This is a genomic window from Pseudalkalibacillus sp. NRS-1564 (assembly GCF_050467905.1).
Taxonomy (GTDB): Bacteria; Bacillota; Bacilli; order Bacillales; family Guptibacillaceae; genus Guptibacillus; species Guptibacillus hwajinpoensis_B.
The window spans coordinates 1-16,768 of record NZ_JBITPM010000031.1; the positions used below are offsets into that span (position 1 = coordinate 1).

Genomic DNA, 16,768 nt, shown 5'->3' on the forward strand with positions numbered 1-16,768 from the left:
AATTTATAAAGGCCAATCTTGTTGGCTGGTTGACGACGATCGTGGGAGGGTTATTGCTCTTTAATTTAACCCTGTTCAGAGGCTATGAAGGAGTATTTTTCCTCATATGCTACCTCTTTACCTTAACAATCATATTTTTGTATAGCTTGACAGCGCTTTTTGTTGCTCCTGTTTTTGTTCAATATAAATTATCAGCCCCTAAAGTTATCAAATACGCGGCCATCATTGCATTATCTTATCCGTTACATGCTTTGATGATGGGGGCAATCATGATTGCCTTCTATTATGTCCTTTTATTAGTTCCAGGGTTATTACCGATTTTCAGCTTTAGCTGGCTTGCCTTTCTACTCATGTGGGTAGCGAATCTTGTTTTTCGTAGAATGGATCAAAAAGAAGTTCAAAAATAACATTTATGGGAGATGAAAATATGGAAATCAGACATGCAACAAACCCGACAGAAGCCAAACACTATACAACAGATCAATTAAGAGAACGGTATATGATGGAGAGGGTTTTTACTGAAGGGGAAATCAATATGCTTTATGCTCATGACGATCGTATGGTGATCGGAGGAGCTATTCCAACAAGTCAGGAAGGACTTTCGCTATCCGCAACAGAGACATTAAAAACATCTTATTTTCTAGAACGTCGAGAAATCGGGATCATTAACATCGGTGGGCACGGAACTGTCCAGGTTGATCAAGAAACGTTTGAACTCGATAAGCGTGATTGTCTTTACATAGGAAAAGGCAAGGAAAATGTTACGTTTTATCCTGGTAACGCCGAGAGTGCAGCGAAGTTTTATTTTGTCTCTACACTAGCTCATAAAGAATATCCTACTCAGAAATTAGCGATTAAAGACGCGGAGCCTAACCACCTCGGTTCTATTAAAGAGTCAAATGAACGAACGATTTACAAATACGTTCACGCAGAAGGAATTCAAAGCTGCCAACTCATGCTAGGGATGACAATGCTAGAGCCTCATAATATGTGGAACACGATGCCAGCTCACATTCATGATCGCCGAAGTGAAATCTATTTGTATTTTGATATGCCTGAAGAAGGACGTGTTTTTCATTTCATGGGAGAACCAGACGAAACAAGGCATTTGCTCGTTTCTAATGAACAAGCAGTCATTTCCCCATCCTGGTCCATCCATAGCGGTGCTGGAACTTCAAGCTATACGTTTATTTGGGCTATGGCTGGAGAGAACTACACGTTTACGGATATGGACTTTATTGATATGAAAGACTTAAAATAGGAGGCCAATGATGGGATACTTAGATCGGTTTTCATTAGAAGGGAAAACAGCACTCGTCACAGGAGCAGCTGGAGGAATTGGTCAAGCAATCGCCGTGGCTTATTCAAAAGCAGGGGCAAACCTCATACTACTTGGTCATCGAAATAACTTAGATGAAACAACGCAACTGATTGAGGAAGGAGGTGGGAGTGCTCATCAAGTAATTATTGATTTAGAGGATGTTGAATCACTTCCAGCATATTGTGAAGATCTATTAAGTCAATTCCAAATCGATATCTTGGTTAATAACGCTGGGATCATTAGACGAGAAGAGGCTTCTAATTATTCAATAGACAACTGGAATGCTGTGATGAACACGAACGTCAATGCCTTATTCCTTCTTACTCAACATCTTGCTCGTCCGATGCTTGAACGAAAGGAAGGGAAAATCATTAATATTGCGTCTTTACTATCATATCAAGGAGGAGTGTATGTACCAGCATACACAGCAAGCAAACACGCTGTTAACGGTTTAGTAAAAGCGTTTTCGAATGAATGGGCAAAGGATGGAATTCAGGTAAATGGCCTTGCGCCAGGCTACATTGCCACAAATAATACAAAAGCCATTCGAGAAGATGAGAAACGCAACCAATCTATCTTAGAGCGCATCCCTGCTGGAAGATGGGGAGAAGCGGAGGACTTAACAGGCGCAGCTATTTTCCTAGCTTCTGAGGCTTCTAATTACATGAACGGACATACGTTAATTGTCGATGGCGGTTGGATGGCTCGGTAGTAAGTTGCTCTAAACGGAAGGGGGTGAGAAGTTGCAACGCATCTTACTTAGAGGAGGAAAAGTTTACACTCCTAATCCAAATCGTCAAGAAAATACTATTCTCATTGAAAATGATAAAATCACCGGTATCGGTTCAGATATTTCAAGAGATTTACCGGTTGATCAAGTGATAGATCTCCCTTCCCAATACGCTATTCTACCAGGTATGATCGATGTCCACATTCATGGTGCAGCAGGTTCAGACGTCATGGATAGTACCCCTGAAGCCTTAACAACGATTGCCAAGACTCTTCCCTTAGAGGGTACGACTAGCTTTCTAGCTACAACGATGACGAACCCCTCTTCAAATATTGAACATGCATTAAGAAATGCTGCTACTTATCATCAAAAAAATAACCATCCTGGCCAAGCTGAAATGATTGGGATTCACCTAGAAGGACCATTCATTAATCAAAACCGTGCCGGTGCTCAACCTACTTCCTCCATTATTAGACCTGATGTTTCAACATTCAAACACTACCAATCTCTCGCAAATGATTTAATAAAGCTTGTCACACTTGCTCCTGAGCTCGATGATCAATCAGAATTAACGAGGTATTTATATGAAAATGGGATGATCGCTTCAGTTGGTCATTCCGAAGCTAATTTTGTACAACTATCCCACGCTGTTAACTTAGGCATTCGACACGCGACACACCTTTTTAATGGAATGAACGGTCTTCATCATCGGGACCCAGGTTCGGCTGGTGCCATTCTATTAAATCAAAACATTTTAGCTGAAATCATCGTAGATGGGATTCATGTTTCTAAAGATATCGTAGATTTAACTTATCGGCTCAAGGGAGCAGAAGGACTTCTTTTAATCACAGACGCGATGAGGGCTAAATGCTTAAACGAGGGCATCTATGATTTAGGTGGTCAGGAAGTGGAAGTAAAAGATCATAAAGCCATACTAAAGAGCTCTGGCAGTTTAGCTGGAAGCATACTAAAAATGAACGAAGCTGCCCGAAACATGCTTGAATTTACTCATTGTTCCATGTATGACCTTATGAAGATGACATCTGAAAACGCAGCGAGAGAATTAGGTATCTGGAAGAGAAAAGGAAGTATAGAAGTGAATAAAGATGCTGACTTAATCGTAGTTGATGAACAAATGAATGTGCAATTAACGATATGTAGAGGACAAATCGCAATAGATCACTTCAAGAGAGCAAATAGCATAAGTTGATCCGTCAACCAATCCACTAATTGGGAGGATATTATGCAGAAACCGTTTGGATACTCTTCACTAACCGTCTTGACCTTAGTTATCTCCTTACTTGTTTCATCATCGCTTCATGCAGAAGAAAACAACATGATTCGTAATGGTAGCTTTGAAGATTCGAATGGTTCGTTAGACAAATGGGGAGTGTGGAAAGCCTCTGGAAACCCAACGATTGAAGCTATTTCTGACTCGTCGATTGATGGAAGTCACGCACTATCTATTCAAAGTCCTGATGAAAATGCTCGCGCCTCGGTGTATCAAGATATTCTTGTGGAGCCAGGGGAAAGTTATCAAATTTCTGAGTGGATTAAGCTTAGCAATGTTCAATCCTCTTCAAAGGGAGCCTATATAAGAGTATCCTTCTATAAACCGGATGGGCAAAGAAGTAAAGAATTCACGCTGTTTGAAGGGAAGGGAACAACCGATTGGGAGCAAGCCTCCCTAACGCTTGATATCCCTTCAAACATCACAAAAATACGCATCGAGAATTTTCTTGAAAACGGGACAGGGCAAATATTGATCGATGACGTTCAAGTTGTACCAACTACTAATATACTTCCGACAAAACTAGAATTGAATACTTCTTATAAAGCAATGGAAATTGATGAAACATTCCAAGCAGAAGCAACAGTATTACCTGAGAACGCTACAAATAAGGAAGTTACATGGACTAGTTCTGACAACACTGTTGCAGAAGTTAATCAAACAGGACTAGTGAAAGGTTTAAACAATGGTTTCGCAACGATTATAGCCACAACAGCATCTGGCGCGTTAACCGCCTCATTTACAGTAGAGATCGGTCAGGCTAATTATATTCTAAATGGAGCATTTGAGGATGGTGATCCTGGCTCCGTCCCTCCGAAGTGGAGTACATGGAAGCCGAAGGGAAATGGAGAAATAAAGCTTGTTACAGATCAGGTGAAGGAAGGAACACAATCTGCTTATCTACACAATACAAATCCTGATGATAGAACGTCACTCGTTCAAAGAGTTCCGATACAAGCGGAAACAACATACGCACTATCTTATTGGATGAAGACGGAAGATATTAATGAAGGTTCAGGGTCTATGGCCGTACGTATTCAATTCAAAAATGAGACATGGCAAAATACGTCAGGCATGATTTTAGTTGGAGCAAGGGAAGGTTCAAATGAATGGACAAAAATAACTAAACTCCTGAACGTCCCTAAAAACACGGTTACATTATCCATTGAACCAATGATGGATAGTCGAAATGGGAAAGCGTGGATTGATGATATGCAATTAGTAAAAGTGAACTATGATGAGCCACCTGATATCAGTGCGTTTCAAGCAACGACAATCACAACAGGAGCTGTCAAGTTAAAATGGGATGTCCCTCCCGGATATAATGACCTTTTAACATATAACATTTATCGAAGCACAGAAGAGGAGTTTCCACTTGATGAGGAACATCTATTAAATAAGAGTGAAACAAACGAATGGATCGACTCGAGAACTTCCTTAGGTGCTACCTATTTTTATAAGATAGAAGCAATAATGAAAGCCACAAAAGAAAGTAGTCAATCCAATACTGCATCAGTTGAAATCACAAACGTAAAACCACCATCTAAGCCACAGGCATTTAGCGTTCTTACTCATATAGAAAATGGCGCAGTAGGAACATGGGGATTATCTCCAGAATCGCGCCTTGAGTTCATCAGAATTTATTCTTCTTCAAATAAAATTGAAAATTTAAATGAGGCTACTCTTGTAGCCGAAGATCAAGCTCAACATCCTTCAATCTGGATGAATGAAGACGTTACTGATGAGTATTTCGCCATGACTGTCGTTGATGCGGAAGGAAATGAGAGCGATTTCATAACTGCTAAACAAAAAGATATTCTCCCTAAAGTCCAAGATGAACCAATAAGTCTTGATCATCCTTATTTGTATTTTAATGAAAATGACATAGACGAACTAAAAGCTAAAATAGAAACAGAAGCATATGCAGAAGATGCATTTAAAGACTTACAGAAAAACGCAGATGAAGCAGTCCAACGAACCACAGGGGAATTTTCACTCCCGCCTACTAAGAATAACCTTCACTTACATTTAGGAGAAATCGCAAGAGATGCCGGACTCGTTTATTGGATAACAGATGATGATAAATACAAAGAAGCTGCCATTACGATAATGAAAGAATACGCAGATCATTACCCCGATTATCCCCTGACAGGAAGTTATGATGGGAGACTTACAGCACAAACTCTTGAAGAATCGGAATGGTTGATCAATATAGCTTGGGTATACGATATGATGCATCCCTTTCTAAATGATAATGAGAGATATAAAGTAGAAGAGAATGTATTGAAAAATGCAATAGAAGTAATTGATCGCTACCAACGAGGTCTCTCCAATTGGCAGGTCTGGCATAATGCTGCGATAGGAAATGCCGCACTCGTTTTGAAAGATATGTCACGTCTTGATCAAGTTATCAATGATCAAAAGCATGGGGCAATAAAGCAGCTTTCGGAAGGAATCCGCCAAGATGGGCTATGGTGGGAAGGTCCAAGTACGTATCATGAATATGCCATTAAACCCCTTATGTACCTTTCTGTTCCACTCTATCAATCGAATCAAGACTTATTTCATGTAAAAAATGGTGAACAATATGCTATTAAAGAAATGCTCGATTCATTAATGAATTATACGTTTGGAAATATGGCTCGGCCTGCAATCGGAAATGCGGCATATAAAACCTTACAATCAAAAATGATATACGAGATTGGCTTCCATTACTATCAAGACCCAAAATACGCCTGGCTGATTAAACAATCCGTTGGAGAAAATCGTGAAGGTTCACTCACAGAGCCTTGGGCGATATTATTTGCAGATAAAGATCTTTCTTCTGCTGATTTTTCTATTGGTACAAATGACTTTGCTCCAGAAGGGGAAAATAAGAACGGGAGCACCTTTTATCGAGATTCCGGTTTAACGATTATCCGCAATCATAAACCGGCTGAGGAAGCGATGAATGTTAGTCTTTTTTATAGTCCTCCCGGAACTCCAAATGGACACCTTCATGCAGATAAATTAGGCATTATGATGTATGCTGATTCGAAAATGTGGCTGAAAGATGCTGGTTCCCTTGGGTATGACAATCCTATGCATGTGAGCTGGGCGAAACAAACGCTAGCCCATAATACACTCGTTGTTGATCAAACGAGCCAGTATCCGCAGGGGGACTCAACATATTTATGGCAAGCTGATGAACCAGGAAACCCTTCTTCAGGTTACTTAGAACATGACTTCATTGGTCCAGTTGTGAAGCAAACCCGTGCAATAACTGAGGCAGTTTATGAAGGGGTTGCCATGGAACGCACCACAACGATGTTAGATGAGTATGTGCTAGATTGGTTTCATGCTGAAAGTGAAGACAATCATACGTACGATCTTCCTTTCCATATAGATGGAGACTTAAAGGATATCACTGTTGACGATCGAAGTAATGTCGATCAACTTCGAGATAAAGGCGGCTATCAACATTTGAATAGTTTGGAGAAGGGGATTTCAGACGAGCTATGGGAAGCAACCTATCAAAAAGACGAACAGTTTTTTACCCTTACGATGCTAGGTGAAGAACAAACATCTATCTATACCGGAAATGTCTTCACTGAAATGCTGATGCCACGTAGATCGGCAAGAAAAACTGATTTTGTTTCTGTCATTCAACCTTACGAGGAAGAAAATGAAAAAGTAAATGTCATGGAAGTGCCTGTAGTGAGCGATCAATTTGCTAAAGGTGTTACTGTTTCTAGTTCGGATTTTGAAGATACCATTGTCATAGGTAACAAATTGGAACAAAAGAAGATGAACGAAATGGAATCCGACGGTGCTTTCGCTATGACAAGACATTCATTAAATGATCATAAACTAATAGAGCTCTCACTTCAGGAAGGAACTTATCTCAGTTTGGGTGAAACCAACCTAACACTAGATCAAGAGGGAAGTATCGAACTTAGTAAGATAGAAGAAAACTTTCGAATCGACTATCAAGGTTCTGACAATGTGATCACTCTTTCAGGTGATTTGATAAAGCCACAGACAAAAGTATGGATGTATGATGAAGAAAAAGAGAAAATGAAAAAGTTGAAAATGAATCAGAAAAACCAACTTACTATATCCGTTAAGAATAATGATCAATTTATTTTGACGGATGGTGGAAATCCGAAAGAAGTAGCACAGCTTTATTCACATGTAGAACCTATCTTTAAAGAACAGCAAACAGAACCAGAAGTCACTGGAGAAGTTTCCATATCTTCTGCAGAAGAAGGAGTTATTGTAGAGGGCGAAGATTTTGTTGATCAGGGGGGTGGAGAGGTCGTCATCACTCCAAAAGCCGGAGCATCAGAAGGATTAGCTCTGAAAAACTGGGATCATGAAAACCACTGGTTGAAGTGGAAAATCACGGTTCCAGATGGAGGAACTTACAAGGTGATTGTACGCTATTCCACTGATATGCCGAATGCTTATCGAGAATTCAAGGTAGACGACGGCCCAATGAATAGCTTTCATTTTCCTTCCACATATGGATGGGAGAATTGGGAAGATGTACGACTGGATGCTTTAGATAACCATCCGCTTCTATTTGAACTTGAGGCAGGTGAACATGTCATTTATATGAACAACTTACTTTCCCCTTTAAATATTGACTATATTAAATTAGTAAAGAAAAACAGCTAAAATTTCATCATTATCAAAAAGCAAGCCTGGATTCGAATGAGTGATTCGAATCCAGGCTTGTTGTTTTATGAAGCTTTGGATTGAACGAGAGAAGAGGAAGTTGTTTTTTCTTTTCTAAATACGTGAAAAACAATATTTAATGTAATTGCCGTTAAACTACCTGCTACAATCCCATTGTCTGTTAGAATTTGAAGGCTTTGTGGCAGTTTTTCAAAAACAGATGGAGCCGCTGTAACACCTAGACCAACTCCAATCGAACAAGCAATGATAAAGAGGTTCTCTTGAGATTGAAAGTCTACGCGAGAAAGCATTTTAATGCCATAAGCCATTACCATACCAAACATAACAATCATAGCTCCACCAAGGACTGGTGGCGGGATAATAGTTGTGACAGCACCGATTTTTGGCACTAAACCGAACAAAATCAGCATTGAACCAACGAGATAAATAATTTGCTTCTTCTTGACACCAGATAGTTGAATTAACCCCACATTTTGTGAATAGGTCGTATAAGGAAATGCGTTAAATAATCCACCTAATACAATCGCTAAGCCTTCTGCTCTGTAGCCGTTTCTCACATCTTTCTCCGTCAGTTTATCATCACAAATATCACTTAAAGCAAAGTATACACCTGTAGATTCTACAAGGCTTACAAGAACAACGAGAATCATCGTCAAGATAGCCGTCCATTCAAATGTAGGTACGCCAAAATAGAGCGGTTGAATTAAATGAAACCAGCTAGCTTCTTTAATAGGTGTTAGGTCAACCATCCCCATGAATCCGCCAACGATCGTACCAACTGCAAGTCCTATTAAGATGGCAACTGAACGGATAAACCCTTTAAAGAATCGAGTCAATAACACAATAAAGAGAAGCGTACCAAATCCAAGACTAATATTCTGTAATGATCCAAAATCAACCGAACCTTCCCCACCTGCTATATTCCCCATAGCAACGGGAATCAAGGTAATTCCGATGATGGTGACGACTGAACCAGTCACAACCGGTGGAAAGAATGCTATTAATTTGCTGAAAATAGGTGAGATTAGGATCACGAATAAACCTGCAGCGAGAATGGCTCCGTAAATGGCAGTAATACCATATGTTCCACCGATCGCAATCATTGGACCAACTGCGGTAAAGGTACAACCAAGTACTACCGGCAAGCCAATACCGAAGAAACGATTTTTCCATACTTGTAGAATACTAGCCATTCCACACATAAAAATATCAATTGAGACAAGATAAGTGAGTTCCTTTCCACTTAACCCCAGGGCCCCTCCTACAATGAGTGGTACAACGACAGCTCCTGCATACATGGCAAGAACATGTTGAATGCCTAGTGATAAATATTTCAGGCTATTCATACGAAACTTCCCTCATTCACAAAGGTGACTTTTCCAGCTTCTAGTTTAGCGATTTTCGCTAACGATTCCACCCTAATCCCTTTTGAGCGAAGGCGTTTCCCGCCATCTTGAAATGCCTTTTCAATAACAATACCAATTCCAGCTACCGAAGCACCTGACTTAGAAACAACTTCTATGAGACCTTCAGCAGCTTGGCCATTTGCAAGGAAGTCATCAATAACAAGAACGTGATCTTCTTCATTTAAAAATTTACTCGAAATGGTGATTGTATTCGTTTCTTCTTTAGTGAAAGAATATACATCTGCCGTTAACAAGTCCTCCTGTAATGTGAGCGACTTTCGCTTTCGAGCAAAAATAAGCGGCACATTAAGGGTGAGGGCAGCAAAAACAGCTGGTGCAATACCAGATGATTCAAGTGTAACGACTTTTGTAATGGCGTCTCTTTGAAATTTACTCGCAAATGTCTCACCAATTTCCTTCATAAGTACTGGATCCACTTGATGATTTAAGAATGAATCTACTTTTAAGACAGCGTCAGATAAAGCTAAACCTTCATGACTAATTTTGTTCATTAAATTTTCCATATAAATTCCTCCTTCAATACAAAAACCCGGAGAACATCGTTGCTCACAGAAGAGTGAGCAACATGCCTCCGGGAATATAGATAAAGAAAGAGTCTACAGTAATTAAACTGATGGTTGCTCACTCATAGTCGAATCATTTACGGTGATCCGGTAGAAACTTGCAAGCCATATTCTTGCGGTTATATGAGTGATGTTCTTATTCAGGTTATGATTGGTATTATAAACCAGCATTTAAATCAATGTAAAGACAAATCTTAACAATGACTTACTATTAATTAACTTCGTTCGGGTTTCAAAGAAATAACGTTATTTGCAAACACCAGAACATTTTAACTCACGTGTTATAGGAGAATTGATTAATCAGTCGTTAATTCTGATAACAACTTATAGGACTTTTTCCGCTTTTCATAATCATATACAGAAGAGATCACCATCATTTCATCCGCTTGCGTTTCATCAAGAAATTCCTGCATTTTTCGTTTGACTGTTTCAGGACTACCAACAATAGAAGTAGCAAGCTGCTGATCAAGTGCCGCAAGCTCATATTCACTCGCATTTAGCTTTTCAACAGGCGGTTGAATAGGCGCTTCATGATTACGAATCAAATTTAAAAACTGCTGTTGTAAAGTCGTAGACAGATAATTTGCTTCTTCATCTGTATCTGCCACAATCACGTTTACACCTACCATCGTATAAGGTTTATCGAGTGCTTTCGAAGGCGTAAAGCTTCGGTGATACGTTTGGAGCGCACTAACGGTATTTTTAGGAGAAAAGTGACTTGCGAAAGAATAGGGCAACCCTAGTTTTCCAGCAAGCTCTGCACTGTATAGGCTAGATCCTAATAACCATGTTGGTACGTTAAGGCCTTTACCAGGAATAGCTCGTACTGGAGATGATCCCGGGCTCGTAGAAGGATCAAAATATGAGCGAAGTTCAGCGACTTGTTCTGGGAAATCCTGAGCCATGCTTCCAGTGCCTCGTCTTAATGCAAATGCTGTACGCTGATCAGTTCCAGGAGCTCGTCCAAGTCCCAAATCAATCCGTCCAGGGAATAACGATTCTAGTGTTCCAAACTGTTCAACAATGACAAGAGGGGAATGGTTTGGAAGCATGACTCCACCAGATCCAACACGAATGGTTGAGGTCCCCGCAGCAACATGTCCAATCACAACTGATGTAGCAGAGCTTGCGATGTAGGGCATATTGTGGTGCTCAGCTAGCCAGAAACGATTGTAGCCAAGTTTCTCTACGTGCTGAGCGAGATTTCTTGTTCGTTCTAAAGCATCGGATATAGTTTCTCCATCCATAACAGGAGCTAAATCTAGTACTGAGTATTTAATATCAGATAATTTTTTTTGACTAGTTGACATAATTTCATCTTCTTTCTCTATTCAGAGTGTAAAAGGGAGATTTTCTTTCAAGAAAAACCCATATTTAATTTTATCAGCAGGTATACTAATTGAAAAACAATATGCTCTAACACTCCTATCTTGACTCGCTACTCGTAAAAGAGAGGTTTGCTTATCTACTATTTTGTACATACTGATAAAAAAATAGTAGGAGAGAATAATATGAGCGAAGCACGATATCGCATTATGTTTTCGTATCGAATGAGGAGCGTTGGATTTCTATGTATACACTGCTTCGATACACTTGATAAACAAATTGTGACTATTCCTATTTACTCGAGTTATGAAGGAATTGACGTCCATCACGAGACTTTTAAGAAGCTTCCGGAACTGTTGCAAAACACCCTATTAGAAGAGAAACAAAAGCTTGATGCTGGATTCTATTCAATTCGTACTTGGAACATCGAAAACTTAGGATAATCCTTTAAACGTTCTCACAGAGAGAACGTTTTTTGTAAATTCAAAATTAAAAATGGGGGGGAACTACTAAACTTTCAATTCAATTGCATTTCCATCCAGATTTTGGTTGAAATAAAGTATAAATAAATGACTCTATATTCTATTCTCATAAGCTTGTATTATTTATATACTTAATTTAGAAAATTTAGAAAAATAAAAGCTAAACAGATTAAAGGGGGTAAAACACAAGTGGTTAAGGTGAGAAGTGAAGGCGCTAGTTTACCTTAAAAGCGAATGTAGAAGAGGATTTAATTAAATAATCAGAGATTTATTTTTCCGTTAAGTTGACCCGACAACCCTATCAATTCAAAGCAGAACTGATTCATTATTATGATAAACTAGAAAAGATTGGTTTCAGGAAAAAGTGAAATGAACTTCATCTATTACGATTGAAAAAGGAGAGGTTTTTATGAAAAGCAAAAAGTTGCGTCATGTCCTTATACCTGCGTTATCTCTTTCATTATTGCTTTCTGCTTGTAACTTATCGTCTGGAGCTGACAGTGAATCTGGTAGTGAGGAAGTCGAAGTCATTCGACAAGGGGTAAACTTACCTGACCCAGAAAATGACGTTATTAAGCAAGAACTAGATGAGGCACTTGGTTTTCCAGTGAATCTCTCCGTTAATCCTAATGACTATGAAAACAAATTAAACGTTCGTTTATCGGCAGGGGATTATCCTGATTTGTTTCAAGTTAGTCGAGCTGCTCTAGTAGAATATGCTAACAAAGGTTTACTACTAGACCTTGACCCTTATATGGACGACCTTAAGGAAGTTCAGGATTTTATTGGAGAAGATAATGTTGAAAAAGCGAAGGTAAATGATAAAGTTTATGCGGTGACTGTTCCTGCAAGCATACCTTTCTATACGTACTGGGTTAGGAAAGATTGGTTAGAAGCATTAAACATGGAAATGCCTAAAACAGTAGATGATTTATATGAAGTAGCAAAAGCCTTTCGAGAAGATGATCCAGATGGGAATGGGCAAAAAGATACTTATGGTCTTACCGGATCAGGAGTAAGCGCTTTCCAACCGATACTTGGTGCTTATGGTGTAGGAATGCCAAAAAGCTTTTATAAAGAAGACGGTGAATTAGTGAACTCATTTCATGATCCTGATATGAAAGAAGCTCTCACTGCAGTTACAAAGTTTGTTGAAAACGATGTAACGGACCCTGAAATTTTTAGTAATACAGGTAACGAGCCTCAACAAAAAGCGTTTCAAGGTAAATTTGGGATTTTATTTGATGGATGGGCGAATTTAACGAGTGATGCTTATATTGAACAATACAAAGCAGTAGATCCAGATGCTGAGTGGGTACAGCTTACGGCAATTGAAGGACCTGCAGGAAAATCAGCAGGAACGTGGGATATAGGTCAAGCTAATGGCTTTTATGCTATTCCGAAAGCACTTGAAGACCAACCAGAAAAGCTCGAAAAAATATTTAAACTTCTTAACTATGTAGCATCTGATGAGGGCTCTAAACTCGTTCAGTATGGAATAGAAGGAGAACATTATAACAAAGAAGACGGCAAGATTGTTCCAACGGACAAACTGGCTGAAGAGGGTGGCTACTTTTGGCTTTACCAATTCACTGGTCGACCTGAAATGGAGTACCTATCAACGAAATTCTCAAAACAAACGGAATATATCGAAGCTTCCGCAGACGCTCCGCGAATTGAATCTCTAAATGGGTATATTGATTATCCAGAGGGCTATAATTCGGCAGATGCTGATCGATTCTCTGAAGAAGAAATGATTAAATTTATAAGTGGACAACGTGACCTTAGTGAGTATGATGAATTCTTGAATAAATTAGATACAACATTTAATTATCAGATGATGCTTGATAAAGCAGAAGAAGATATTAATAAATTAGATCAATAATTATACTACCAAAGAAACAGCGCCTTCTATATCAATTGAGAAGGCGCTGTTCTTTAGTGAGACTTAGAGCAGCATAATGGCAATCCATCCAATCCCCCCTGTTGCAATAGCATAGAACAACATAGGACCAAGTGTCATTCGGATAATGGTTCCTTCTTTTCCAACCATGCCAACAACAGAAGCAGCTGCAACAACGTTTAATACACAAATCATATTTCCCGCGTTTGCTCCAAGTACTTGAAGTGAAAGAACGAGCTGTTCATTCATTTGAAGCTGATCAGCTACGCTAAATTGAAAAAGTGAAAACATCATGTTACTAAATGTTGCACTACCAGAAATGAATGAACCGAGAGCACCGATAAACGGGGCAACGAGTGGCCACGCATCACCAACCGCATTTGCAACAAGTGTCGCTAGCTCCATTGGCATACTCATAAGATCAGCACCATTCATTCCTGAGTTAATAAAAATCCGAACCATCGGAACAGCCGTTCCAAGTGCAATAACCGTACCAACCATCGTTTTCATAGAATCTACTACTGTATTCTTAACCGATTTTAGAGACATTTTATGAAGAAAGACTGTAGCTACTATGACAACAATAAATAGGCTTCCAGGTAGATACAAAGGTTCAAACGAAGTGCTGATCTCTGTACCTAGAATTTGGTTCCAACCAATTTTAACCGACCTTAGCCATCCTTTTTAAAGGTAATACGTCCAAGCGTGTTAACACTAATAAAAGCGCAACGAGTAAATAGGGCAACCACGCAAGCCACAAAGGTAGCGCTTTTGAAGGTTTCACATATGTTTCTTTTGCATTGTTGAAATTCCAGGCCTCATCAGGTAGAAGGAAGCCTCTTTTGGCTGCCGGAACGACAATTGTGAGTCCAACAAGACCACCAATGATGGATGGAAATTCAGGTCCTAAGAAGGTTGCTACGATAAATGCGGGCAGTGTAAAGCTCACTCCTGCAAATATAGCGAACTTCCATAAAGAAAGACCTTCCTTCCAAGAATGGTTTTCACCAAAAAAACGTGTTAACATCATGATTAAAATAAGTGGGATAAAAGTACCTACGAAAAGATCAATCATGACAGCACTTTGAGTGACTGCCTGCAAATATTCAGGCATCGATTGCTGTCCAATGGAAGCTGTTACTTGATCCGCGACAGCTGAACCCTGTCGGAGTCCTTGATCTACACCGACGATAATTGGTGTTCCAACTGCGCCAAAAGAAACTGGGCTGCTGTCAGCAATAAGGGCCATCGCAACTGCGGCAAGAGGAGGAAAGCCTAATGCTACAAGGAGTGGTGCTCCAATGGCTGCTGGTGTTCCAAATCCAGCTGCTCCTTCAATAAATGCCCCAAATAACCAGGCGATAATAATTAGCTGAACCCTTCGATCCATGGATATTCCCATAAATCCCGTGCGAATCGCGTCAATCGCTCCGCTATTTCGTAGCGTGTTTAATAATAAAATCGCTCCGAATACAATCCAAATAATCGACAAAGCTATGATTAATCCTTCAATGAATGCTGCTGTCATTTGTATCATTGGTATTTTCCATATCGCATAGGCCATTAATGCGGTGAGGAGTAAACTTCCCGGCATAGCTTTCGTTGCAGGTAAACGCAAAAGAACAAGTAAGATAAACACCGCTAAAATAGGAGTCAATGCTGTAAAAAGTTGAAGTCCATTCATTTTCATCACCTTTTCTTGTATATGCTTATATGTGACATCTTTCACATATAAGCATATACGAAATACAGTTCCCCATATGTGATAAAAGTCACTCTTCTAGTAAACCATTAAACCTAACAATAAAAAATCTGGTAAAATAACTGTGAAGCAATAATGAAGGAGCTGCTAATATGCTAAAAAAGGTAGATTATTTTTTCTATCCAGTCGAAGTTACTCAGCCTACTGGAGCAGAGGTGACGTATTACTGGGAAATTAGCGTGGCGGAATACGAAGGCAAAATCTATGCTTATGCAAAGGCAGATGAATTCGGAAGAAAAATCCGCTGGCATCAGAGTGATCAGCCTGACAAAGAAAGTGCTCTTGCTGTCATTCAAGAAAAGTGCAAATCGCAAAGCAAATAGCCTAAAAGCTAACGAAGCATATTTCGTTAGCTTTTTACTTTTAGCACATCATTACATATTCAAGCTGTTCAATTTAACATGCGTTCGATACATTCAGGGTAGGATGTTAAAAAGAGGCAACAAGATAGGGTGATGAAAATATGAATCAGAAAATCATAATCCTTAGCACACTTATATTAGCTCATATTCTGCTTTTTTTAAGCTTTGTTCGGTTCCCAGGAACATTTTGGCCTGTTTTTACAGTAACACTAGCCATCTTAATTTTCTTAAGTGTTAAAACAGGCGCACTTAAGTTCAAAAAAATCACGTTCAAACATTGGCTTTATATCGTCATTAGTGCTTTATTTCTATATATACTTTCCTATGTAGGGATAGAGGGAATCAAGTGGGTTTATCCCTCTTTATTCGAAGAGATGGAGCGGTTTTATGATGTGGTCCAACCCGTAAAAGCCTGGCATTTCATTAGTCTTGTTCTGATCGTCATTCCTGGAGAAGAAATCTACTGGCGAGGATATATTCAGCAACAGTTAAAGAAGTACAAAGAGGGAGACACCATCCTTATAGCGACCATTTTATATGCGACGGCTCATCTTTATTCCGATGCATATTTATTAGTACTAGCTGCAATCGGAGGTGGGATGGCCTGGGGATGGCTTTATGAAAAAACAAAGAACTTCTGGGTGCCATTATTATCACATATCCTCTTTGATTTACTCATTTTAGTTATTATTCCATTACTGTAAGTAACACGATTAAAGACTTTTCCAGAAGGGAGAAGTCTTTCTTTGTTTTATAAACGTAGTCACTATATGTTACAGTCTAATAGGTAAACGAGCGAAGCTTCTTGAAAACATACGCTATTTTAAATAATGCACTTCACTATTCTGGACTAAGCGGTTGCGACTTGGTTATACTTCTAGTAATATTAGACTGAATGGCTAAGAATTGAAAAGAGGGTTA

13 protein-coding genes, 1 pseudogene and 1 riboswitch are annotated in these 16,768 nt (G+C 39.3%); of the genes and pseudogenes, 9 read left to right on the forward strand and 5 right to left on the reverse strand.

The features are described from left to right. The 5 genes and pseudogenes from ACIFPW_RS14650 to ACIFPW_RS14670 all read left to right on the forward strand — a co-directional run. Positions 1-407: pseudogene (locus tag ACIFPW_RS14650) on the forward strand (hypothetical protein); the annotation flags it as partial. A 20-nt stretch (positions 408-427) separates the two neighbouring features. Further along, positions 428-1,261: a 5-dehydro-4-deoxy-D-glucuronate isomerase gene (gene kduI / locus ACIFPW_RS14655; protein WP_430245344.1), complete on the forward strand. Its 834-nt coding sequence runs from the start codon at positions 428-430 to the stop codon at positions 1,259-1,261. A gap of 10 nt (positions 1,262-1,271) precedes the next feature. Continuing rightward, entirely contained in the window at positions 1,272-2,033 is a 762-nt protein-coding gene (gene kduD, locus ACIFPW_RS14660; RefSeq protein WP_430245346.1) for a 2-dehydro-3-deoxy-D-gluconate 5-dehydrogenase KduD, read from the forward strand. Between the two features lie 31 nt (positions 2,034-2,064). Beyond that, on the forward strand, positions 2,065-3,261 hold the full coding sequence (gene nagA / locus ACIFPW_RS14665) for an N-acetylglucosamine-6-phosphate deacetylase (protein WP_430245348.1): 1,197 nt from the start codon (positions 2,065-2,067) through the stop codon (positions 3,259-3,261). Positions 3,262-3,294: 33 nt separating this feature from the next. Beyond that, on the forward strand, positions 3,295-8,001 hold the full coding sequence (locus tag ACIFPW_RS14670; RefSeq protein WP_430245350.1) for a carbohydrate binding domain-containing protein: 4,707 nt from the start codon (positions 3,295-3,297) through the stop codon (positions 7,999-8,001). A gap of 65 nt (positions 8,002-8,066) precedes the next feature. Here the strand turns inward: ACIFPW_RS14670 and ACIFPW_RS14675 are convergent, their stop codons facing one another. From ACIFPW_RS14675 to ACIFPW_RS14685, 3 genes are all read right to left on the reverse strand, one after another. Continuing rightward, positions 8,067-9,368 carry a nucleobase:cation symporter-2 family protein gene (locus tag ACIFPW_RS14675; RefSeq protein WP_430245352.1) on the reverse strand — a complete coding sequence of 434 codons (1,302 nt, stop codon included), beginning with the start codon at positions 9,366-9,368 and terminating at the stop codon, positions 8,067-8,069. Next, a complete protein-coding gene (locus ACIFPW_RS14680) occupies positions 9,365-9,952 on the reverse strand; it encodes a xanthine phosphoribosyltransferase (RefSeq protein ID WP_430245354.1) in 588 nt (195 codons plus the stop codon). Before ACIFPW_RS14680 ends, ACIFPW_RS14675 begins: the two co-directional genes overlap by 4 nt. A 105-nt stretch (positions 9,953-10,057) precedes the next feature. Then, a riboswitch (purine riboswitch) is annotated at positions 10,058-10,159 on the reverse strand. Between the two features lie 149 nt (positions 10,160-10,308). Further along, positions 10,309-11,322, reverse strand: a complete 1,014-nt coding sequence (locus ACIFPW_RS14685) for an LLM class flavin-dependent oxidoreductase (protein WP_430245356.1) — start codon at positions 11,320-11,322, stop codon at positions 10,309-10,311. A 201-nt stretch (positions 11,323-11,523) separates the two neighbouring features. Between ACIFPW_RS14685 and ACIFPW_RS14690 the strand changes: the two genes are divergently transcribed. Together ACIFPW_RS14690 and ACIFPW_RS14695 are read left to right on the forward strand one after the other, a co-directional pair. Beyond that, a complete protein-coding gene (locus ACIFPW_RS14690) occupies positions 11,524-11,781 on the forward strand; it encodes a hypothetical protein (RefSeq protein WP_283154203.1) in 258 nt (85 codons plus the stop codon). A 448-nt stretch (positions 11,782-12,229) separates the two neighbouring features. Further along, a complete protein-coding gene (locus ACIFPW_RS14695; protein WP_430245358.1) occupies positions 12,230-13,705 on the forward strand; it encodes an extracellular solute-binding protein in 1,476 nt (491 codons plus the stop codon). A gap of 63 nt (positions 13,706-13,768) precedes the next feature. Here the strand turns inward: ACIFPW_RS14695 and ACIFPW_RS14700 are convergent, their stop codons facing one another. Beyond that, a complete protein-coding gene (locus ACIFPW_RS14700) occupies positions 13,769-14,332 on the reverse strand; it encodes an L-lactate permease (RefSeq protein WP_430245360.1) in 564 nt (187 codons plus the stop codon). Between the two features lie 52 nt (positions 14,333-14,384). Beyond that, positions 14,385-15,407, reverse strand: coding sequence for an L-lactate permease (locus tag ACIFPW_RS14705; protein WP_430245363.1), 1,023 nt, complete (start codon positions 15,405-15,407; stop codon positions 14,385-14,387). Between the two features lie 170 nt (positions 15,408-15,577). On the opposite strand from ACIFPW_RS14705, the gene ACIFPW_RS14710 reads away from it, so the two are divergent. Both ACIFPW_RS14710 and ACIFPW_RS14715 read left to right on the forward strand, forming a co-directional pair. Continuing rightward, positions 15,578-15,808, forward strand: coding sequence for a hypothetical protein (locus ACIFPW_RS14710; protein WP_194221742.1), 231 nt, complete (start codon positions 15,578-15,580; stop codon positions 15,806-15,808). Positions 15,809-15,948: 140 nt separating this feature from the next. Beyond that, the gene (locus tag ACIFPW_RS14715) at positions 15,949-16,551 is read left to right on the forward strand and encodes a CPBP family glutamic-type intramembrane protease (protein ID WP_430245365.1); all 603 of its coding nucleotides are present in this window, start codon (positions 15,949-15,951) and stop codon (positions 16,549-16,551) included. Positions 16,552-16,768: the final 217 nt, after the last annotated feature.

Excerpts from the sequence above, each read along its gene's own strand:
- kduI (WP_430245344.1), top strand. The coding sequence starts at position 428 with ATGGAAATCAGACATGCAACAAACCCGACAGAAGCCAAACACTATACA.
- ACIFPW_RS14695 (WP_430245358.1), top strand. The coding sequence starts at position 12,230 with ATGAAAAGCAAAAAGTTGCGTCATGTCCTTATACCTGCGTTATCTCTT.
- ACIFPW_RS14705 (WP_430245363.1), bottom strand. The coding sequence starts at position 15,407 with ATGAATGGACTTCAACTTTTTACAGCATTGACTCCTATTTTAGCGGTG.
- ACIFPW_RS14690 (WP_283154203.1), top strand. The coding sequence starts at position 11,524 with ATGAGCGAAGCACGATATCGCATTATGTTTTCGTATCGAATGAGGAGC.
- ACIFPW_RS14675 (WP_430245352.1), bottom strand. The coding sequence starts at position 9,368 with ATGAATAGCCTGAAATATTTATCACTAGGCATTCAACATGTTCTTGCC.
- ACIFPW_RS14670 (WP_430245350.1), top strand. The coding sequence starts at position 3,295 with ATGCAGAAACCGTTTGGATACTCTTCACTAACCGTCTTGACCTTAGTT.
- ACIFPW_RS14680 (WP_430245354.1), bottom strand. The coding sequence starts at position 9,952 with ATGGAAAATTTAATGAACAAAATTAGTCATGAAGGTTTAGCTTTATCT.
- kduD (WP_430245346.1), top strand. The coding sequence starts at position 1,272 with ATGGGATACTTAGATCGGTTTTCATTAGAAGGGAAAACAGCACTCGTC.
- ACIFPW_RS14685 (WP_430245356.1), bottom strand. The coding sequence starts at position 11,322 with ATGTCAACTAGTCAAAAAAAATTATCTGATATTAAATACTCAGTACTA.
- ACIFPW_RS14715 (WP_430245365.1), top strand. The coding sequence starts at position 15,949 with ATGAATCAGAAAATCATAATCCTTAGCACACTTATATTAGCTCATATT.
- ACIFPW_RS14710 (WP_194221742.1), top strand. The coding sequence starts at position 15,578 with ATGCTAAAAAAGGTAGATTATTTTTTCTATCCAGTCGAAGTTACTCAG.